The 20,223-nt window shown below is 45.4% G+C and carries 17 protein-coding genes and 3 pseudogenes; 13 read left to right on the top strand and 7 right to left on the bottom strand.

Annotated features, from left to right (window positions below; genetic code table 11):
• Positions 1-10: 10 nt before the first annotated feature.
• A pseudogene (locus tag ACXHJ2_RS19610) lies at positions 11-379 on the top strand (Ger(x)C family spore germination C-terminal domain-containing protein); the annotation flags it as partial.
• A gap of 17 nt (positions 380-396) precedes the next feature.
• Positions 397-1,500, top strand: coding sequence for a GerAB/ArcD/ProY family transporter (locus ACXHJ2_RS19605; protein WP_457874294.1), 1,104 nt, complete (start codon positions 397-399; stop codon positions 1,498-1,500).
• Between the two features lie 575 nt (positions 1,501-2,075).
• On the opposite strand, the pseudogene ACXHJ2_RS19600 reads toward ACXHJ2_RS19605, so the two are convergent.
• Positions 2,076-2,708, bottom strand: a pseudogene (locus ACXHJ2_RS19600) (IS110 family transposase); the annotation flags it as partial.
• 344 nt (positions 2,709-3,052) lie between these two features.
• Here ACXHJ2_RS19600 and ACXHJ2_RS19595 point away from each other — a divergent pair.
• Positions 3,053-3,262: pseudogene (locus ACXHJ2_RS19595) on the top strand (VOC family protein); the annotation flags it as partial.
• 31 nt (positions 3,263-3,293) lie between these two features.
• Here ACXHJ2_RS19595 and ACXHJ2_RS19590 read toward each other — a convergent pair.
• Positions 3,294-4,286, bottom strand: a complete 993-nt coding sequence (locus ACXHJ2_RS19590) for a YiiG family protein (protein WP_165082913.1) — start codon at positions 4,284-4,286, stop codon at positions 3,294-3,296.
• A gap of 379 nt (positions 4,287-4,665) precedes the next feature.
• Positions 4,666-5,832 (bottom strand): serine hydrolase domain-containing protein, encoded by a 1,167-nt coding sequence (locus tag ACXHJ2_RS19585; protein WP_165082911.1) that lies wholly within the window; start codon positions 5,830-5,832, stop codon positions 4,666-4,668.
• Between the two features lie 170 nt (positions 5,833-6,002).
• Here ACXHJ2_RS19585 and ACXHJ2_RS19580 point away from each other — a divergent pair, with 170 nt between their 5' ends.
• Positions 6,003-6,446 carry an Lrp/AsnC family transcriptional regulator gene (locus ACXHJ2_RS19580; protein ID WP_058831232.1) on the top strand — a complete coding sequence of 148 codons (444 nt, stop codon included), beginning with the start codon at positions 6,003-6,005 and terminating at the stop codon, positions 6,444-6,446.
• An 83-nt stretch (positions 6,447-6,529) separates the two neighbouring features.
• On the opposite strand, the gene ACXHJ2_RS19575 is transcribed toward ACXHJ2_RS19580, so the two are convergent.
• Complete coding sequence (locus ACXHJ2_RS19575; protein WP_342212799.1) at positions 6,530-7,792, bottom strand: MFS transporter; 1,263 nt, start codon at positions 7,790-7,792, stop codon at positions 6,530-6,532.
• Between the two features lie 466 nt (positions 7,793-8,258).
• The gene (locus ACXHJ2_RS19570; RefSeq protein WP_165082907.1) at positions 8,259-9,080 is read right to left on the bottom strand and encodes an AraC family transcriptional regulator; all 822 of its coding nucleotides are present in this window, start codon (positions 9,078-9,080) and stop codon (positions 8,259-8,261) included.
• 174 nt (positions 9,081-9,254) lie between these two features.
• On the opposite strand from ACXHJ2_RS19570, the gene ACXHJ2_RS19565 reads away from it, so the two are divergent.
• Both ACXHJ2_RS19565 and ACXHJ2_RS19560 read left to right on the top strand, forming a co-directional pair.
• Positions 9,255-11,450, top strand: coding sequence for an alpha-galactosidase (locus ACXHJ2_RS19565; RefSeq protein WP_165082905.1), 2,196 nt, complete (start codon positions 9,255-9,257; stop codon positions 11,448-11,450).
• 24 nt (positions 11,451-11,474) lie between these two features.
• Positions 11,475-12,914, top strand: coding sequence for a PTS transporter subunit EIIC (locus ACXHJ2_RS19560; RefSeq protein WP_025677448.1), 1,440 nt, complete (start codon positions 11,475-11,477; stop codon positions 12,912-12,914).
• 8 nt (positions 12,915-12,922) lie between these two features.
• Here ACXHJ2_RS19560 and ACXHJ2_RS19555 read toward each other — a convergent pair whose 3' ends face one another.
• Both ACXHJ2_RS19555 and ACXHJ2_RS19550 read right to left on the bottom strand, forming a co-directional pair.
• Positions 12,923-13,411, bottom strand: a complete 489-nt coding sequence (locus ACXHJ2_RS19555; protein WP_014599476.1) for a DinB family protein — start codon at positions 13,409-13,411, stop codon at positions 12,923-12,925.
• Positions 13,412-13,548: 137 nt separating this feature from the next.
• Positions 13,549-14,163: a superoxide dismutase gene (locus ACXHJ2_RS19550; RefSeq protein ID WP_165082903.1), complete on the bottom strand. Its 615-nt coding sequence runs from the start codon at positions 14,161-14,163 to the stop codon at positions 13,549-13,551.
• 521 nt (positions 14,164-14,684) lie between these two features.
• On the opposite strand from ACXHJ2_RS19550, the gene ACXHJ2_RS19545 reads away from it, so the two are divergent.
• The 7 genes from ACXHJ2_RS19545 (at position 14,685) to ACXHJ2_RS19515 (ending at position 20,216) form a co-directional block, all read left to right on the top strand.
• Entirely contained in the window at positions 14,685-15,110 is a 426-nt protein-coding gene (locus tag ACXHJ2_RS19545) for a GNAT family N-acetyltransferase (protein ID WP_013369410.1), read from the top strand.
• A gap of 119 nt (positions 15,111-15,229) precedes the next feature.
• Complete coding sequence (gene lepB / locus ACXHJ2_RS19540; RefSeq protein WP_025677452.1) at positions 15,230-15,814, top strand: signal peptidase I; 585 nt, start codon at positions 15,230-15,232, stop codon at positions 15,812-15,814.
• A 90-nt stretch (positions 15,815-15,904) separates the two neighbouring features.
• The gene (rnhA, locus tag ACXHJ2_RS19535) at positions 15,905-16,342 is read left to right on the top strand and encodes a ribonuclease HI (protein ID WP_165082901.1); all 438 of its coding nucleotides are present in this window, start codon (positions 15,905-15,907) and stop codon (positions 16,340-16,342) included.
• 95 nt (positions 16,343-16,437) lie between these two features.
• Complete coding sequence (queG, locus tag ACXHJ2_RS19530; RefSeq protein ID WP_165082899.1) at positions 16,438-18,171, top strand: tRNA epoxyqueuosine(34) reductase QueG; 1,734 nt, start codon at positions 16,438-16,440, stop codon at positions 18,169-18,171.
• Between the two features lie 105 nt (positions 18,172-18,276).
• Entirely contained in the window at positions 18,277-18,531 is a 255-nt protein-coding gene (locus ACXHJ2_RS19525; protein WP_013369414.1) for a YneF family protein, read from the top strand.
• 54 nt (positions 18,532-18,585) lie between these two features.
• Positions 18,586-19,179 carry a GTP cyclohydrolase I FolE gene (gene folE, locus ACXHJ2_RS19520; RefSeq protein ID WP_013369415.1) on the top strand — a complete coding sequence of 198 codons (594 nt, stop codon included), beginning with the start codon at positions 18,586-18,588 and terminating at the stop codon, positions 19,177-19,179.
• 191 nt (positions 19,180-19,370) lie between these two features.
• Positions 19,371-20,216: a lipoate--protein ligase family protein gene (locus ACXHJ2_RS19515; RefSeq protein ID WP_165082897.1), complete on the top strand. Its 846-nt coding sequence runs from the start codon at positions 19,371-19,373 to the stop codon at positions 20,214-20,216.
• Positions 20,217-20,223: the final 7 nt, after the last annotated feature.

Raw genomic sequence — 20,223 nt, 5'->3', positions numbered from 1 at the left:
TGAGGATACCCATAGCAAACTTATCCCTCACGTCAAAGGGGAGGCTCTCTCATTCACGGTTCGTATCAAAACAGCTGTCAAACTAAACGAAAACTCGGTTATTTCTTCGGAGTTCTTGAAGGAACCGTTCATCCGAACCGCTAAAGAAACGGTGCAAGATGAGATCAAAAAGATCGTGCTCCAATCATTAAGCAAGCTCCAGAAAGAAATGAAAGCAGACGTAGCCGGCTTCGGCTCAAAGGTAAAAGTGAACTATCCCGCCTACTGGGATCGTGTAAAAGACAATTGGCAGGATACATTCAGTGAAATACCGATCGACGTTCGGGTTGAAGTACAGATTAAACGAACAGGTGCTTATACAAAAGGAGAGGGAGCGTAATGCCCAACATACCTTCCATGAAACAGGATGAAATTTCTACTATACAAGCTCTATTAACAGTAACTTCGACCGTGTACGCTGTGGGAATTGTCAGTTTACCACGAACCATCACGGAACAGACGCAAACGCCTGACGTGTGGCAGGGGCTTTTGCTGGCAAGTCTGTTTGGTGTCGGCGTCGTTTTTATCAACGTGAAATTGTGTCGGCGATTTCCAGGGAAGACGTTTTATGAGCTCAATTCTGTGATTGCAGGTAAATTTATCAGCCTTTTCATCAATATTGCGTTCATGGTATATTGCGTGATGATCTGCTCTCTTGTATCCAGAATGATGGCAGAATTCCTCAAAGCCCTTGCATTGGAGAGAACTCCGGTAAGCATGATTCTCTTGCCGTTTCTTCTGCTTATTGGTTATTTGACCTCGGGCGGTCTTCATGCGATGGTTCGCTTGGTCGAGCTTTTCTTTCCCTTAACCTTTATTGTTTATTTATTGCTGATCATTCTCAATATCAATCATTTTGACATTGATAATTTGCGCCCTGTTTTCCATCAAGGGTGGGGGCCGATCCTCAAATCTCTTAAAGTTGTACCTTTTTCGACGCTGGGTTTTGAATCCATGCTCATATTAACTAATTTTATGGTCAATCCACAAAAAGCATGGAAAGCGGGGGGGATCGGCTACTCGATTGCAATGGCTTTGTATGTCATGATGGTAACGATGGTCGTTGGCTGTATGTCGGTAGAAGAAGTTTCCCAATTGCAATGGCCGGTCGTTTCTTTTGCGCAGCAAATTGAATTCCCCGGTGCGTTCCTGGAACGGTTTGAAATATTTTTTATCATTTTGTGGACAATCAAAATTTTCATGACCGCCTCAAATTATTATTTCTATCTTGTAGCCGGGATCAGCCAGCTCACCCAAAAGTGGAACGGATACATTTTTTATCTTCCGTTAATTATCATATTTGCCGTCAGCATCTATCCTCAAAATTTTATTCAAATAGATAACTTTGGTATAGTAACGGGGTATTTTGGAATGATCATATGCGCGGCAGTACCATTGGTGCTTCTTCTCATTTCCATGATCTTCTGCATAAGGGGAAACCTAGATGGGGAACGTTCATAATGTAATTGGTCATTCACCCCTAAAATGATAATAAATAGGGGTAGTGAAAATATGAACATAGATGATGTTCGAGGCTGCATGGAGTCTGCTCTTGGTCAACCGTCTGGCGTTTTCAGGCATTTATCGTGCGAATCCTCTTGGAGGCATGCGTGGTGATCCCAAAGATCTTACTCTCACGCTGGAATCCGGATGATCTATGCAAACGTATCAACACGATTCATTCTATGAGTGCCCGGTTTACTGTCCAAAACCGGGATGCTTTAGAATTTATAGAGGACCAGTTTTGGTATAAGGGGTAGCGCCAACATTTTGACCGTTTTTATGCTTAGCTTTATCGGACATGCATTTTCGTCGTACCTGATGACCTTAGCGGACGTAACGAACCGTTTTTCGGCATACTGATGACCGCTAATAATGTATAGTGGACAACGACTTAGAGTAAGAAAAGCCCGTTTTTTATGCTCCCTTAGCGTATATTTTCGTTAAAATATTGGCTGGACCCCATTTAGAGGCATGACTAAGAAACCCTCTGCTCCTACAGAAAGTTTCTGGATTAATATGGTAATATGGTAATTTTACGGACGATAGGGCTCGTTTTTACTAAGTATGGTGTATATGTGATGTATAAGCTGATTTACGGAAATTTTCCCCATTTGTGTCTCTAATATTTCGAGTTGAGACTGAAAAGCAAGTAATAAGGTAATCATTCCTTCTAAAACGGAATGTTGAGAGATGCTTCGGTTGACCTTGGCTTTTTGCTTCAGCGCTATGTCTAGCAGCTCTGCTCTATCGTTAATCCACTTCCTAGAGTGAGAGAGCCGGGCATGTTCAAACAAAGATTGAGAGGCATTTTTGACCTTACCCTGAAGCCAAGCTTGTAGGACTTTTAGAGCCGTTACCGAGTAAAGGTCATAAAATACAGGTTCATATTCGGGAAATACCTGATCAAACAAAGCCCGAGTATTTAGCTTGGCCTGCACATATAATGATGTTATAAATTCATGCTGTCTGGTCACATTTTGAATCTCCGTATGAGCTTCATGCCATGCCCGGTGCGGCTTTAAATCGCCGCGGTAGAACATTTCATCTAAGTGCCAAGCGTCTGCTGCATCTGTTTTAACTTTGCGTAACGTAGTCCCGCGTGCTCGCTTAGATTGCAAGGGATTCACAATGAGATGTTCAATTTCTTCTCGTATGAGAAATGAAACGAGCCCACGATGATTCCAACCTCATAGCTTCGCTTGTTATACGGGATCGCATGCCCCAACCAGCTCAAACATGGTCGTTGGTGATAGTGGGAGAACAGTTTTCTTGACGGGGTTATTTATTTCCCTAAAACCACCTAGTTCTTCCCGGCTATCGTCATCTTAAAACACCTATTAAAATAGGCCAACCAAATTTTTGGTTGACCTAATAATACGAAATAAAGTCCTAGACTGTCACTGTTCCATTGAACTAACGTATCCTATTAGTGCAGTCATATCACTCTTTCCCTATGGTTTCTTCATAAACGCTACTGATATACTGTTGTCAGTAGTGTTTTTGTATATGTTCGGCAGTGGCGACCGACAATCACACTGTCATCATCGAGTTCCACGTCCACGATGTCGATGCCGAATACGAGCGCTTGAAGCCGTTTGTCGATGAGTGGGTAAAGGAACCTACCACAATGCGGTGGGGGAACCGTGCCGTTCTGTTTCGCGATCCCGACGGCAATCTTGTTAACCTCTTCACCTCTCCACCATTGCTTTTCTTTCCCTAGAATCGTTGCTACAGCCTTATCCACGATACGCTTAATTTATTTCATTATATCGTTCGACTGCCTTGCTTAGCTTATAATTGAAATTCTCAGGTGTGCCATCCGTAGTGTTCAGGAACTGGCCGTTCAGATCAGAATCAGATACAGGTTCCTTCTTATTGATGCGTTCAATGATTTTCGAAGCGGCCGCTTTTGCCTCAGTGGCTGAATCAACATAGCTCTCGATACTGAAGCTGTTAATCCCTTCTTTTTGAACTCGTTTCTTGTCTTTTGAGATTGTCATGAGCGTACTCAGATCTGCGGTCATAATGTCGTATTTGGCTTTAAACTTCGTCATATCAAGTTGCAGCACATTGTCGGCGGTGATTCCCTGCTCATCCATTTCAATGGCCGTAGCCTCGGCATCTATCATGAACTTCAAGGCATTATACCTGATCTGCTGGTCTGAATCCTTGAGTTTTTGCAGTTCGGCCAGACGCTGCTCGTTACCCAATTTTTGCAAAGCCGTGAAGTATTGTTTGGCGACAGTCTCGTAAGCGAGATTGGCACTTACAAGCTTGGCATGCAGCTGTTTTCCTTTTGCGAAATCATCATCCACGTAGCCTTTTGTATCATAGTAGACTTTCATTTCGTCCAGGACGGACAACAGATCATTGATGACCGGTGTCAGTTTGATCACTACGGGGTCTGCGTTCGAAAAAGCAGGTTGGCTTGCGGTATAGCTGTTCGCTTTATCAACAACTTCCCGCTCAGTTTCAGCAACGCCGAGCATGATGAAGCTGAAGTTCTTCTCGATTACAGGCTGTGTATCAACTCCGAACTTCTCGAAATAATGAACCAGAACCTCATTGATTCTGCCTGTCATCAAGTTATTCAGCCTCACATACGCATTGTATTTTTCGATTTCTTTGCTCTCGCCGGACGTAACGCCTGCAGGCGCTTGATCCAAGGTGGATGTAATGGCAGAACAAGCGGACAACATTGTACCTAACATGATAATGGCAATAAAGAATGATAGCTTTCTCAAAATAGTGATTCCTCCGACTGAGTAATTTAACGTGCTTTTCTTTTGTAAGATGTCTGAATAGGAGAGAGAACAACTGCCCTCTTCTGGTCGATTAAATTCCCTCTTCGCCGCATATTAATGTTGATTGTGAAACAATCTATTCAATTTTAAAATTATTTGGTGAATGGGTCTTGAGACTTGAGTAGCATAATTTTATAAATTTCTTTGTCGACACTTGACCTCATAAATCAAAAAAAGCCGCATAATATGCGACTTTCAATAGGACGAATTCTGACAAGTGGTTCATTTTGTTACAAGATATATTTGTAACAGTTTTGTATCACATATAACTTTTTTCCTTAAATTGTGAATGCTTCATTGAACTATCGTTCTTCACTCTCTACTTAACTCCTCGAATACCCTTGTAGACAGATTCGCACAGCTCCGTTGTAAACCTGCCTGACATTCCTTCAAGCGCCGTATTGGTGAACGCTACAACACTAAGCTCCTCTCTCGGATCAACAAACCAGGAGTGACCATAGGTTCCGCCCATCCGCCACGTTCCCGGCGATTCCGGTGTATTGGCATGCGCTGGGTCTTTAAGCAGCGTGAAACCAAGTCCAAAGCCTCTCCCCGGCCAATAGGGCATCACAAGGTCACCAATTTGATTGGTTGTCATTTCCGTGACAAGAGCCTCAGGCAGAATCGGATTTCCTCCCTGCCGCAAAGCTTCCAGCAGTTTAAGAAAGTCTCCCGCGCTGCCAATCATGCCGGCCCCCCCGGAAGGATAAGCTGTCTTATCGGTAAACCTGTTGGGTGAAAGGAGGAATCCTGCCGTCCCCTCCACGAAAGGGACGGTATCAAAATCGCGCAACCGCCGGGGCTCTCCAGCGCTGTCTGCGTAAGCCGCGGTCAATCTGTCCGTGTCCACGGCCTTGAAATCCGTGTCCTTCATGGAAAGCGGATGAGTTACAAGCACCCGTACAGCTTCACTTAGAGGCATTCCAGTAACCTTTTCGATGACTGCCCCGAGAACGTCTGTTGCTATGGAATATCTCCACATTTTCCCGGGCTCATATAAAAGCGGGACTGAAGCGAGTCTTTGCAGATTCTCTTCAAGTGTAATTCCCGCCAGATCCATTCCGTCCGATACCCCGGCAAGCTCATAAGTTCCCTTTTCTTCCTGGAAGAAACGGTAGGTTAAACCGGCGGTATGCGTCATCAGATGGTGAACAGTCATGGAGGCATACTGTCCATTTGGCAGTTTGGGACGAAAGACGGGCAACCATTTTTCCACCAGATCGTTTAACTGCAATCTCCCTTGCGAAATTAATACTAAGGCTGCCGTTGACACGACCGGCTTGGTTACTGAAGCATATCTGAACAAAGCATTTTCCTGCATCGGCCGTTTCTGCTCGCGGTCGGCCCAGCCAGCGGGTCTGTTGTAAACGAGGTTTCCGCCTAATGCAATTTGGACGACGGTACCCACGATTCTTTTTTCCTCAAGTGTGTGGTCAATTACCTCATTGACTCTTTTATGCACCAATTCCAGATCTATATTTCTCATGTTTCTCATCCTCTCCTACTGTAATTTACTTGATTATTTATAGCAAGTGTGTTTATTATATAAATAATTTCTGGCGACTAACATAAAACAAACACGTTTTATAAAGAAATTCGCGATGATTCTAAAGGTATTTAAAAGAAATAACTTTTAAATTTAAGGGGGCGATTTTTTTGGACGAAATCGATAAAAGCATCCTGCTCCATTTGCAGAACCAGGCGAGATTATCAATGACAGATTTAGGAAAGCTGGTGGGGCTGTCTCAGCCAGCCGTAACTGAACGTGTGAAACGCATGGAAGAAAAGGGTATTATCGAGGAATACCGAACCGTCATTTCTTTGCAAAAAGTGGGTAAGCAATGCCACGCCTATATGCTTGTTCGGACCCGGAATTGCTATCCTTTCCTTGATTTTTGTCGTTCATCACCGGAGGTCACGGAATGTTATCGGATAAGCGGGGAGTATAATTATTTATTGAAGGTCCTCACGGAAACAACCCAGGAACTGGAGGCGTTTGAAAACCGATGCGATCAATACGGAACCTATACGACTCTGATCGTAATGTCTTCACCAATCGCTTATAAAAGTCTCATTGGAGAAACAAATTTGCTCGCATAAGATGTAATTCTAAAATCCAAAAAAATGAATCCGCCTTGCAGCGGATTCATTTTTTGCTTATGTTGCACATACTCATAGATCCTTTAGGAAGGAAAGCCATGCTTTTTAGCTAGCCAAGCTGCAAGCAAGGAGGGAAGCAGCAGGATGATTAATAAGCTCGGAAGGAATTCAGCTCCAAGCAGTTCAAGAATAACACCGCCGATAATACCTCCTCCGCCGATTGCCACATTCCACGCGGTAACCAGCATCGATTGGGCTATATCAGCGCTTTTTCCCCCAGCTTGTGCTATTGCTGTTTGCAGTAAAGTGGCTGCCCCGCCAAACGTAAGCCCCCACACCGTAACACTAAGAATAATGATTGCAGGTTGATCCATTCCGATTCCCAAGGCTGCAGAAGCCAAGGCAAATCCCGCGATGCTGATTAAAACCAGCATCCTTAGAAAACGGTCAATCAGCATGCCTATCACCCAAATGCCGACTACCGAGGTAATTCCGAAAATAAGAAGAACCAAATCCACTCGCTGAGCAAACGCGGTTTTCGCAAGATACGGTGCAATATAAGTGTACAAAATATTATGAGCCAGCACCCATGCCAAAACGACGAACAGAATCGGCCGTACACCGGGAATCAGGAAAACCTTGTGAAAAGGGAGCTGATCACCGGCAGGCTCACCGGCATAATCCGGCACCTTCCAAAGCACCCAGCCAATAAGGACTACAGTCAGTAATGATACAGCTCCGAAAATGAGACGCCACCCTGTATATGCACCGAAAAAAGTGCCAAGCGGAACGCCCAGCGCCAATGCCAGCGGGGTGCCAACCATGGCTACGGCCATCGCTCTTCCTTTCAGCGAATCAGGCACCATGCGCCGCGCATAACCGGCCGTCATCCCCCACAGAACACCTGCCGAGACACCTGCTAAGAAACGCGCGACAAGCGTCAGCACATAAACGGAAGATAACGCGGTGATGGTGTTAAATACAAGAAAGCCGATGATGCACAGCAGCAGGAGCGGCCGTCGTCTCCACCCGCGGGTAGCCGTTGTCAAAGGAATGGCGGCCAGAAGAGATCCAACCGCATAGAGAGTGACCAACTGTCCGGCAAGAGCTTCTGTGACCCCAAGACCCTGTGCAATTTGCGGCAGTAATCCAGCGGGCAGGCTTTCCGTAAGAATGCAGATGAATCCCGCCATGGCTAAGGCCAGTAGCCCGACCCACGGAAGACGTTTGGAAGACGACACATTTGTGCCGTCTTTTCTTATAATAGCAGTGTTTGAGTTCACGAAAAAACCTCCTTTGTTATTTTTTTGCCGCTTAAAAAAGCTTTCGCTTTCGTATAAGCTTATATAAATAAAACACTTTTTTACATGGATGATTAAATGAGAATGAAGTGAATTAAGAGGAAAATACTTTTATTTTCATAGAAATTCCATGATTTTAAAGGCAGACATCGCAGACGCGGCCTAATGATAAATCGTAATCGACCAGCTTGAGACGTACGGTGGAGATCCAGCTGCTGTTGCGGCCGCTCTGGCTCTCCGGAATTAAAGGAGTTATTATTTTTCTCGAACAACCAAGCTATCCTGTCCGTTCATATTATGAGGTCAGCCAGTTTTTACTGGTTGACCTCTTTGTTCATAAGAGGTTTATTACGGGTAGCCGGGGTAGAACGTCTCTGCCCGTGGGGCTTGACCCCGTGTGCTAAATTGTTCACCCCCTACTTGTAGAAACATATTTGAGACTGGTCGAGACAATGATCTCGAATAACAAGCGAAGCTATGACACTACAAGCGGGACTAGGGGATGCAAGTGTTATTTTTGGTGATTTTTTCGGTATTCGGATGGAGTCATCTTGTTGACTGTTTTGAACATTCTGGAAAACAGCAATACATCTTTATACCCTACTGATCGAGCGATATCTCCGATTTTCAGGGAAGTATTTTTTAAGAGGGAGCAAGATTTTTCAATCCTTAAATGCAATAAAAATTCCTGTGGTGACTTATTGAGTTGCTGTTTAAATAAACGATGCAAATACGAACGGTCAATTGAAATGTACTTGGCAATGTCACTTACGGTAATGAAGTGTGAATAGTTTTGTTGAATAAAGAGAAGCGCTTCTTTAATATAACGCTGCTGTCTTACCTCATTGTTGACTTCCTGATTAGGATAAAGTTCAAACATCAGATACAGGAATTCATACAGCTTGGATGTAAGCAACAGGTCTTTGTTGGATTTCAGCGTAGAAGAAACGACGATACTTTCCATACAGCGAGCAAGATTGCCCTCTGCTTCAAACCGGAAAATGGGATTGTCCCTATGGATACAGGTCCGGCTTAGATATTCTTTTGCTTGCACCCCATTAAAACCGATCCAGGCATATTCCCATGGGTCGACTTCATCCGCTTCGTAGTAAATTAGAACCTTCGGCTCAATAAAGAAAGCATCGTTTTTCTTCAAATGATAGATTTTATCGTTGACTTTAAAGATCCCTTTTCCTTTTAAAATAAAATGCACCATATACCCGCTTCGAATGGCTGGACCATAAGAGTGTTTGCTCGTACAGCTCTCTTTGCCACATGTGTATAGATTGAGATCCAAGTTGTTATAGGAATGATTGGAAAAATGCGAACTCATTTGTTTTCACCTCTTAATTCATCTCTGCATATTATCACACCGTTTCATATAGAGTCTACATTATTCCATATAATTATTAAAACTATTCCATTATGATTAGGGTGTAAGAAACAAGGAAACAACATAATTTATACTTTTTGAAAATATTACTATTGGCGCTACAAGGGGGTCACTATGGCTATAATCATCGATAAAGAGAAGCTTTTATTCCATTTACGGGGCAGCAATACCAGTTATGTCATGCAGGTTATACAAGATGGTTATTTAGTCCATCTGTATTGGGGAAAGAAAATTCAGAACTATCGGGGAAGCAATAAAATCATCTTTATGGATAGAGGATTTTCACCCAATCCGGATGGGGCGGATCGAGCTTTTTCACTGGATACCATCCCGCAAGAATATCCGTCATTTGGAAATAGTGATTTCAGGATTCCTACGTATCAGCTTCAATTGGAGAATGGTTCTACAGTGACAGATTTTCGGTATAAAGAACATCGGGTTTACCAAGGCAAAGCAAAATTGAAAGGGCTTCCTTCTACGTATGCGGAGGATGATGGCGAAGTAGAAACACTGGAAATCATCCTTGAAGATCCATTAATTGATGTAAAGATTGTACTATCCTATAGCCTATATCCAAAGCGGGATGTCATTACCCGTTATGTCCGTTTTGATAATGAAGGTCAGCAGCAGCTAAAACTGCTTAGAGCGTTAAGTGCCAGTGTGGATTTTCGAGATGATGAATATGAACTCATTACCTTGTACGGTGCGCATAACAATGAAAAAAATATAGCAAGGAGAAAAATTTTACCCGGAATTCAAATGGTAGACAGCTGCCGTGGCGCTAGCAGCCCTCATCAGGCACCCTTTATGGCACTTGTAAGAGAAGGGACAGATGAAGATCAGGGCGAAGTATACGCCTTTAATCTGGTGTACAGCGGGAACTTTACGGCCCAGACGCAGGTAGATTCCTATCGGAACACTAGAGTCACGATGGGGATTAATCCTTTTGATTTCACATGGCTGCTTGGACCGGAGGAGTCGTTCCAAACGCCAGAAGTGGTTATGGTATACACCGAAAATGGCTTGGGCGGCATGTCGAGAATTTATCATGATCTATACAGGAACAGATTATGTCGTGGACCATTTCGTGACAAGGAACGACCGATCCTGATTAATAACTGGGAAGCCACCTACTTTAACTTTGATGCCGACAAGATTGAGCAGTTGGCGAAGGAAGCTCAAAGTGTAGGAGTGGAGCTGTTTGTATTGGATGATGGGTGGTTTGGGAAACGAGATGATGACAATACTTCATTAGGCGATTGGGTGGTGGACCGTCGCAAACTTCCAGATGGATTGCCGGATCTTGCCAATCGCATTCGAAATCTGGGTATGGAGTTTGGTTTGTGGTTTGAACCTGAGATGGTATCCATAGACAGTGATTTATACAGAAGGCATCCCGATTGGTGTATCCATGTCCCTGATCGTCCGTATACGCTGGGAAGAAATCAGCTTATGTTGGATTTATCAAGGAAGGAAGTGTGTGAGTACATCGTTAAGTCGGTTTCCGACATTTTATCGGATGTTCCCATTACTTATGTAAAATGGGACATGAATCGTCACATGACAGATGTGGGTTCGGCCGCCTTGCCACCTGAGAGACAAAGGGAGACGGCGCATCGTTATATCCTGGGACTCTACAGTATTATGGAAGAGCTTACATCGCAGTTTCCTCATGTCTTATTCGAAAGCTGTTCTAGTGGAGGAGGCCGTTTTGATGCCGGTATGCTCTATTACATGCCTCAGACCTGGACGAGTGACAATACAGATGCCATTTGCCGACTGAAAATTCAATGGGGGACAAGTCTTGTCTATCCTCCGATTACGATGGGCGCACACGTCTCCACCGTACCCAACCATCAAGTGGGCAGAATAACACCATTGGAGACCAGAGGTTATGTCGCTATGGCCGGGAATTTAGGTTATGAGCTGGATTTGACGACATTAACTGTTGAAGAAAAAGAAGTTGTGAAAAAGCAGATAGCTCTATATAAGGAAATGAGATCGCTCATTCAGTTTGGAAACTTTTACAGAATCATTAATCCGTTTGATGAAAATGAAGCCGCATGGAGCTTTGTGTCAGAGGATCAAACGGAAATGGCGGCGAGCTATTTCAAGGTTTTATCCCAACCCGCTGCCGCGATTAAAACGTTAAAATTCAAAGGTCTGAATCCAGACTACATTTACAGAAATATAGAAACTGGTGAGCTGTTTGGCGGTGATGAATTAATGCATGTAGGCATAACGCTGACCAGGGTGAAGCAGGACTTTTTAGGTCTGTTCTGGAGATTTGTTAAAGAAGACATCATCTGATTCAGCTAGAGGAGGTTTTACTAGATGGAAGCAAAAGAAAAGCAGTATAAGCACATTTCTCAAGAAATTTTAAAATATATCGGCGGTGAAGAGAACATTATCGGTGTGGCCCATTGTGCCACAAGATTAAGAATTGTACTTGAGGACAATGAAAAAGCAGAATTAAAAAAGATTGAAGAAGTTGATCTGGTTAAAGGTGTGTTCATAGCGGGGGATCAACTGCAGATCATTTTTGGAGCTGGGTTGGTCAATAATATCTATGCCGTGTTCTCCAAACTGACCGGAACAGAAGATATGTCATTAAGTGATGTCAAATCGAAGTCCGCACAAAAGCAAAATCCTTTTCAAAAAGCCATTAAATCGCTGTCAGATGTCTTCATTGAGATCATGCCTGGAATTCTTGCCGCCGCATTGTTAATGGGGATCACCGGTCTATTAGGCCAGAAGGGGCTATTCGGCCCTAAATCGATTGTGGAGATGTATCCAATTTTCCAAGGGATCAATCGCTTTGTTCAAATCGTTTCCACAGGTATTTTCACCATCCTGCCGCTGCTTGTTGTTTATTCTGCAACCAAGAGATATGGCGGCCGTCCGATTCTGGGGCTTGTGCTGGGTGCGATTATGCTTCATCCAGCCTTGGCGGACGCCTTTGAGGTAGCTAAAGGGAGCCAAAATCCGGAATCGATCAGTCTTTTCGGCCTTCCCGTACAGTTGGTAGGCTTTCAGGGCGGTATTATTATTGCTCTGATGATGGGATATGTGGTAGCCAAGTTGGATCAGTTTTTTAACAAAAAGGTTCCAGACATGATTAAACTATTTCTGGCTCCTTTGCTGACGGTCTTTGTTTCTTCTCTGCTATTGTTTACGATTATCGGCCCTCTTGGGCGGGAGCTAGCCAGTCTGGTGACTGTTTCGTTGCTTTGGATGACGCAAAACCTAGGAATATTCGGCTTTATGTTTTTTGCAGGTATTCAGCAGATCATCGTTATTACAGGTTTGCACCATGTTATGGGCGCGGTAGAAGCACAGCTGTTAACTGACACAGGCAGAAATTTTATCAATCCATTGGCATCGGTAGCTTTGATGGCTCAAGGGGGCGCCGTATTGGGGTATATTCTTTTGAATCGCAAAGACACCAAGGTTAAAGAACTGGGTTACTCTGCATTCGGGTCTGTACTTTTTGGAATCTCGGAACCCGCGATCTTCGGGGTCACTTTGAAGTATAAGTTCCCTCTGGTTGCTGGATGTCTCGGAGGAATGGTTGCCGGAGCATATGTATATTTAAGCAAGCTGACAGCCATAGGATTCGGAACCACGGCTCTTCCTGGCTTTGCAATTGCAGCGTCAGATAACCACGGTCATATCAATTATCTTGTCGCTCATCTTATTGCCCTGATATGTGGAGCATTATTTACATTGGCTTATGGTGTTATCAAGAGCAAGAGATCAAAAGCAATACTTTAAGAAATGACCTATATGGATGGATCGCTCTCAATCAGTCCTTTGCCAATTACATTGGCTGAAACCGGGGCCTTGCCGAGCTCACGCGACCATACGGACAACTGTCCGATATGATGAATTTGGTGGGCAATGACATGGCGCATCACCTCGCCCCAGGCATCGATCGCAATTCTGCCGTCCGGGAGGTGATCTTCAAACCTTTTTCGTTCCAGACCTTCATGCCAGGCGAGGACGAACGGCTCCACATCGAGTCGAAACTTCGCGTCCAGCTCGCGGACTTTATCCAGCGTATTATACTGAGAGAAGTCCTCCTGGAAATCAGGTTTGCCTTGAATGATTTGAACCCAGCTCCATTCTACATCAACGATATGAAAGAGCGTTTTTAGAATGCCGCCAGCCCCGCCAATACGTTCTTTCAGCAGTTCCTCCTGCGGCACCTCTTCACACCAGCGATACCATTGTTCTCGAACCATCCAGTTATAACGAAAAAAAGTCTGCATCCATTACCCTCCTGGGACTGTAATAAAGAATGATTTCCACCAGTTTACCACAGAATGCCAAAAGGGCTGTCTCATTCGTAGAAAATCTACTTTTGAGACAGCCCTTCATGATTTAGGATAAGAATGTTGCTACTGGCTTATTTCTTTGCAGCCGCGTAACGTTTGTTAACTTCATCCCAGATAATTACATTGTAGAAAGCTGCAATGTAATCTGGGCGTTTGTTTTGATATTTCAGGTAGTAAGCATGCTCCCAAACGTCCAGTCCAAGTACCGGAGTCAGACCTTCGAACAGCGGGCTATCTTGGTTTGGAGTGCTAGTGATTGCCAGTTTGCCGTCTTTGCCGACAACCAGCCAAGCCCAGCCGCTACCAAAACGAGTTGTAGCTGCTTTAGTGAAGTCTTCTTTAAATTTGTCATAGCCGCCCAGTTCGTTGTTGATTGCTTCAGCAATTGCACCTGTTGGCTGTCCACCGCCGTTAGGACCGATAACTTCCCAGAACAAACTGTGGTTGTGGTGTCCACCACCGTTATTGCGAACCGCAGTGCGGATGCTTTCAGGAACGCTGTCCAGATTCGAGATCAGATCCTCCAAGCTTTTGCTTTGCAGTTCAGGAGCGCTCTCCAGAGCTGCATTTAAGTTCGTAACATATGTGTTATGGTGACGATCATGGTGAATTTCCATTGTCAGTGCATCAAAGTGTGGTTCCAGTGCGTCTTTTGCGTAAGGAAGTTCTGGTAATTGAAATGCCATAATAAAATCCCTCCTGGTTATATGGTTGGGTAAGTGTTCCTATGTAATAATACCCTCGATAGTTATATTAAACCGCATCCAGCCTATTTTTTCAACATTTTTGTTTGTAAAATACCAAACTGAGCAATAGGGCCTGGTAGATAGCATGTCCAAAAACCCGATTGGAATACGTAATACATAGGTAAAAAGAGGTAAATTTGACCTCCAAAAATGTAAACGCTTTATATATAGCGCTTACATGAGAAAAAGGGATGTATTCCGTCAAAAAGTATGGTTTAATGGTCAAGGAAGCAGAATTTTCGGCTTTTTTGTCGTCTGCTATAAGCTGTCATGTCTATGACATGACGAACTTGAGGGCATACACCCTTTTCCTGTTCTTCATTTCATATATAGCAGATCGTATGCATTTTTATCATAATGCCTTGTGATTAACACCATGATAAGCGCTTTATGGATTTATGTAAAAATGACGGTGCTGTCTCAATTTTTTTATTATGCTTACGAAAAGGGAGATATTACTTATGCACGTTCGTTCCTTTCAATTAAGTGATGTGAATTCAGTTACGGAACTCATGCAAATTGCCTTGTCAGAGGAGTGCTACAAAGAGACGGTGGGTGCTTTTGCCCGTCAGCTTTCGTGGGATTCCGGTTTGATCGTCGTTGCCGAAGAAGAGGGAGAGATCGTTGGTGCCCTGATTGGCACGATTGATCAGAATCATGGTTGTTACTATCGTATTGCTATTCACCCGGATCATCGTCGGATGGGAATTGGGAAATCGCTTGTGGAGTCCATGGAGCAACGTTTTCAGCAACGTAAGGTTAGCCGTATTTGGGTAGCCGGGGACAAGCATAACAGTGCGGCCATGCCGTTGTACGAAGCTATGGGCTACGGAGCAAGCCAGATTTTACAGGCGTTTCAGAAGCTGAGTATTTTGGCACCTCATTAATCGGCAATCGATATACAGAAATGAAGTATAATATTTACATTTAGAGCATATCTGAGTAACCGTTGCAATCGGGTACGGGATATGCTTTTCTATTTATAACAGGGTTGAGGAGGTTAATTATGGATGCTTTGACTCCTTCGTCAGACCTGCTACCTTCACCGGAAACGTCCAAACAGGCAGGTCGCTCTGGTTACATACGCGATTGGTTAGTTACTCTGCTGATTGCAATGGTCGTCTTGTTGCTTCTGAACCTGTTTGTATTTAACTTGTCCACGGTCAGAGGACATTCGATGCAACCGACGCTAACGGAAAGCCAGCATTTGTTCGTTAATAAGCTGGTTTATAATTTTCATGATCCGGGGAGAGGGGACATTGTGATTTTAAAAGATCCCGATTCCAAACTGTCCAGCCCAAGATTTTTAGTGAAAAGAGTCATAGGTATTCCCGGAGATGTCATTCGGATTGAGCATAATCATTTGTATGTAAACGGTGAGCTGCTAAATGAGCCGTACACCAACTCGGACGTGGAGGATGGTGATTACGGTCCTTTTACAGTGGAGCCGGAACACTTTTTTGTCATGGGCGATAATCGCCATACGGCTGCAAGCAAGGATAGCCGGTATTTTGGCAGCGTTAAGTCTGAAGATTTACTGGGACGTGCAGAGTTTATATTTTGGCCGATCTCGGAGTGGAAGTGGCTATGAGCAACGATAGTCTGAAATCAATGCGGAATACGTGCGAACCGATCAGAGTTATAACGGTCAGCGGTTCCCAATCAGGAAAGGAAGAGAACGATGAAAGAAGTGATGGTTTATACCGACGGTGCTTGTTCGGGGAACCCGGGCCCAGGGGGCTGGGGGATCGTTTTGCTGTATGGAGAGCATCGTAAGGAGCTGTCGGGTGCCGAAAAGATGACGACAAACAACCGTATGGAGATCAAGTCGGTGATTGAAGCGCTGAAGCTGCTCAAGGAGCCGTGCCGTGTAAAAGTACACAGTGACTCTGCCTATGTCGTCAATTGCTTCAAACAAGGCTGGATTAAAAATTGGATCCGTAATGGCTGGCGAAACAGTAAAAATCAGCCGGTGGAGAACAAGGAACTATGGGAAGAACTGTGGGAACTGATGGGTAAGCATGAGGTTGAATATGTGAAGGTGAAAGGTCACAGTGACAACGAACTGAATAATCGCTGTGATTTTCTGGCGACAAGTGCTGTTAAAAATTTACGGTAGCATCTGTTGCTGTTTTCTGTTGAAATTTGAGATATGAGAATGTTGCAACATTCTCATATCCGTAATGATAAAAGTAGAAGAGAGGTGAGTATCGGATGCAACGCGAATTAACTCGGACGGCTACCGGAACGGCTTCGACTTGGGCTTCGCTCAAGCAGGAAATTATTGAGGCAGCTCCAGGGCTGGGTATCGACTCCATCGGGTTCGCATCCGCCGATCCCTTTCTGTCTCTGAAAGCAATATTGGAAGAGCATCGTGCTAAAGGCTATGAATCCGGTTTTGAGGAGCCCGATATTGATAAGCGCATCTATCCGGAGCTGTATGGCTCGCAGCCTGCATCCCTGATTGCCATTGCGGTGGCGTATCCTTCCAAAATGAAGGACCCGCCGAAGTCGGACAAGGGCAAGTACCGTGGTATTTTGGCGCGCTCAGCCTGGGGCAAAGATTATCATCTGGTATTGCGCGAAGCGATGGAAAAGCTTGAGGCTTTTATAAGTGAGCGGGTACCTGATGCAATTTTAAAAAACATGGTGGATACCGGAGAGCTGTCGGATCGAGCTGTTGCGGAACGCGCAGGGATTGGCTTTAGCGGCAAAAATACGATGATGATTTCACCGACACTGGGATCATGGATTTATCTGGGGGAGCTGTTGACGAACATTCCTTTCCAGCCAGATGAACCGGTTACGGATGGTTGCGGAGAGTGCACCAAATGTTTGGATGCATGTCCTACCGGCGCGCTTGTAGGTCCGGGACAGCTGAATGCCCAGCGGTGTGTGTCCTTTTTGACCCAAACCAAGGGCTTTTTGGACGAGGAGTTTATGCTGAAAATAGGGAATCGGCTGTATGGATGTGATACGTGCCAAATCGTATGTCCCAAAAATCGAGGCCTTAACTGGGATCATCATCCCGAGCTTACACCCGATCCTGAAATTGTGAAGCCGTTGCTGTTACCGTTACTGGATTTGAGCAATCGTGAATTCAAAGACCGATTTGGTCAAAGTGCGGCGGCCTGGCGGGGGAAGAAGCCGATTCAACGCAATGCAGTCATTGGTCTTGGCAATTTTAAGGATGTTAGCGCGGTGCCCAAATTGACGGAGGTTTTATTGGATGATCCGCGTCCCGAGCTGAGAGGCACGGCGGCGTGGGCTTTGAGTCGAATAGGAGGGGAAAACGCTATGACAGCGATCAAGCAAGCATCAGAGAAAGAACAACATGAGCAAGTACGCGAAATGATCGCACAGGCGCATTCCAAGCTAGAGGAACAAGAGCAGGTAGAGCAGCAAACTTCTGCTGAATTAAAAGCGGAGGATTCACAGGGTCCAACTACGATTTATTATGATGAGATGGAGACACCTGTGGGCACTCTGACGCTGTGTGCTACGGATCGTGGGCTATGTCGAATTGACTATGGCTCTTTTTATGCGAAGGAAGCATTGCTTCAGCAATGGGCCCGGACATGGGTCGGGGAATATGTCTATGTACAGGAGCCGGAAAAGCTGTGCGAAGCTGCAGAACAACTGCGTGAATATTTTGCGGGAGAACGACGGGAATTCAGTATAGCCTATGATTTGAGAGGCACTCCTTTTCAAGAGCAGGTATGGCGCGCACTGCAAAATATTCCGTACGGACAAAGTGTGTCCTATCAAGATATTGCAGAATCGATCGGACGAGCCAAGGCGGTACGTGCTGTCGGCGGAGCCAATAACAAAAATCCATTGCCAATCCTGTTTCCGTGTCACAGGGCATCAGGTGCAAATGGAAGTTTGGTCGGCTATGCCGGAGGCTTGCCAGTCAAGATGAAGCTGCTGGAATTGGAGAAGGAATAAGGACATATGTTTGCAAAAAGTAATTTGCTAGCTGTCCCATGTTTTGCTATGATAGGTTCGTGTAATTCAAGATGTTTCATATAAATATACAGAGGTGACGACTTCGTGGTGTGGAATATTGTCATTCCGATTATTACCCTGATTGTTGGCTTGGTCGGGGGATTTTTCATCGGTGCTTATTATCTTCGCAAACAGCTTGAAAAGATGCAAAACGACCCTGAAACGCTGCAAAAAATGGCCAAACAGATGGGCTACAACCTGAATGGGAAACAGATGCAAAAAGCCCAGCAGATGATGAAGAACCAACAGTTCTCCAAAAATCAGCCTGGTGCGCGTAAAAATCAGGGCCGTCGGAAATAATGAGCAACGTGAGCACGGATGCCGCATGAGGTTGCTGCATAGAGGAGGATTACTGTGGCTGGCGTAAAAGATTATATTAACCGCAAAGCTGCGGATAACCGGGATAAAATAGAGTACCATGTGGAGCAGATTTTAAAACTGATCGGTGAGGACCCCAAGCGTGAAGGTTTGTTGGAAACACCGGCACGCGTTGCGCGCATGTATGAGGAAATATTTGCGGGTTATGAGGTTGATCCACGGGATGCGCTGGGTGTGACATTTGACGAGAATCACGAGGAGCTTGTAATCGTGAAGGATATTGTCTATTACAGTCAGTGTGAACACCATATGGCTCCTTTCTTCGGAAAAGTGCATATCGGCTATGTACCCAGCGGTAAAATTGTAGGACTAAGCAAGCTTGCCCGCTTGGTGGAGGCGGTGACTCGCCGATTACAAGTACAGGAGCGTATTACATCGCAGATCGCTGATATTCTAAATGAAGCGGTCTCCGCTCACGGAGTTATGGTGGTCGTGGAAGGCGAGCACTTATGCATGTGTGCCAGAGGCGTCAAAAAGCCTGGCAGCAAAACGGTAACGTCTGCAGTGCGCGGCACGTTCCGTGATAATGCAGCACAACGCGCAGAGTTCTTGTCCCTGATTAAGGAATGATTGAACACGGCGTGATAGGATGAAAAAAAGGGTGGTCTACGCATAGGCGTAGCCGCCTTTTTTTGTTAACATCAGAAATAGAGAAAATAGATCGTTGCTGTGAAGAATGAAATAAAAAAATGGCAGCATAGCTGCTTGAAAGTTACGATTAGCCTATGGATAACAGTTATTTTTAAGATAGGGGATAACGTATGGATCATATACATAGCTCAACAGAAATAACAACAGCATTGCCTGCGTTGCAATGGTTGGAAGCGCCACTGACGACTACGCAGGAAGACGTATTGTTTCCGCTGGCTTGGGAGGAGCTAGCTTGTCGGCAAGTAGGGAAAGGAGCTGCGCCCATTTTGCATTTATGGCGGCATCCGGGGGCGCTTGTGATTGGTCACCGGGACCGCAGGCTTCCCAACGCCCCACAGGCGATGGAGCGGGTGCGCAGCTCAGGAACGTCGGTATGCGTGCGCCCTTCAGGCGGAGCAGCCGTCATGCTGGACAGGGGGGTACTGAACCTGTCCTTGATCCTGCCGAATCCGCAGCGGGCCATCAGCCTGCATGAGGATTTTCGGCTCATGGCAGGGCTGATTGCCGATGCGCTGGCCCCGTGGTCTGCCGAGGCGCAGACTGGAGAAATCATCGGGTCCTTCTGTCCCGGGGATTACGATGTGAGCGTCCGAGGACGCAAGTTTTGCGGCATTGCGCAACGGCGTCAAGCCAAGGCGTATATCATCACGGCCTTTGTGATGATTGAGGGCCACGGAGCAGAGCGCGCACAGGCGGTGCAGCAGTTTTATAGGGAGGCAGCCGGGGATACACCGGCAGGCGTGCAGCAGCCGGATTATCCCCGGGTTAATCCGGCAACGATGGGCAGCCTGGCAGAGCTGGCCGGAGTGCCGTCTGTCGAGGCGTACACAGCATCGCTACGCCGTGTAGTCGAGAGTCGGGCGGCCATTTTGCCTGCCGATGGCTCGCTGGTGCAACCGGAAGAATTGACTGGACAAATAGAAGCGCTCAGAGAGCGGTACGATTTGCAGGTGTAGTTTATTC

The sequence above is a fragment of the Paenibacillus sp. ALE3 genome (assembly GCF_054113405.1).
This window is presented reverse-complemented; position numbering and strand designations above follow the sequence as displayed.

What these genes read in the sequence shown, in the direction of transcription:
- lepB (WP_025677452.1), top strand. Translation starts at nt 15,230, where the DNA reads ATGGATGCTTTGACTCCTTCGTCAGACCTGCTACCTTCACCGGAAACG.
- rnhA (WP_165082901.1), top strand. Translation starts at nt 15,905, where the DNA reads ATGAAAGAAGTGATGGTTTATACCGACGGTGCTTGTTCGGGGAACCCG.
- ACXHJ2_RS19555 (WP_014599476.1), bottom strand. Translation starts at nt 13,411, where the DNA reads ATGCAGACTTTTTTTCGTTATAACTGGATGGTTCGAGAACAATGGTAT.
- ACXHJ2_RS19550 (WP_165082903.1), bottom strand. Translation starts at nt 14,163, where the DNA reads ATGGCATTTCAATTACCAGAACTTCCTTACGCAAAAGACGCACTGGAA.
- ACXHJ2_RS19545 (WP_013369410.1), top strand. Translation starts at nt 14,685, where the DNA reads ATGCACGTTCGTTCCTTTCAATTAAGTGATGTGAATTCAGTTACGGAA.
- ACXHJ2_RS19570 (WP_165082907.1), bottom strand. Translation starts at nt 9,080, where the DNA reads ATGAGTTCGCATTTTTCCAATCATTCCTATAACAACTTGGATCTCAAT.
- queG (WP_165082899.1), top strand. Translation starts at nt 16,438, where the DNA reads ATGCAACGCGAATTAACTCGGACGGCTACCGGAACGGCTTCGACTTGG.
- ACXHJ2_RS19515 (WP_165082897.1), top strand. Translation starts at nt 19,371, where the DNA reads ATGGATCATATACATAGCTCAACAGAAATAACAACAGCATTGCCTGCG.
- ACXHJ2_RS19585 (WP_165082911.1), bottom strand. Translation starts at nt 5,832, where the DNA reads ATGAGAAATATAGATCTGGAATTGGTGCATAAAAGAGTCAATGAGGTA.
- ACXHJ2_RS19605 (WP_457874294.1), top strand. Translation starts at nt 397, where the DNA reads ATGAAACAGGATGAAATTTCTACTATACAAGCTCTATTAACAGTAACT.
- ACXHJ2_RS19565 (WP_165082905.1), top strand. Translation starts at nt 9,255, where the DNA reads ATGGCTATAATCATCGATAAAGAGAAGCTTTTATTCCATTTACGGGGC.
- ACXHJ2_RS19560 (WP_025677448.1), top strand. Translation starts at nt 11,475, where the DNA reads ATGGAAGCAAAAGAAAAGCAGTATAAGCACATTTCTCAAGAAATTTTA.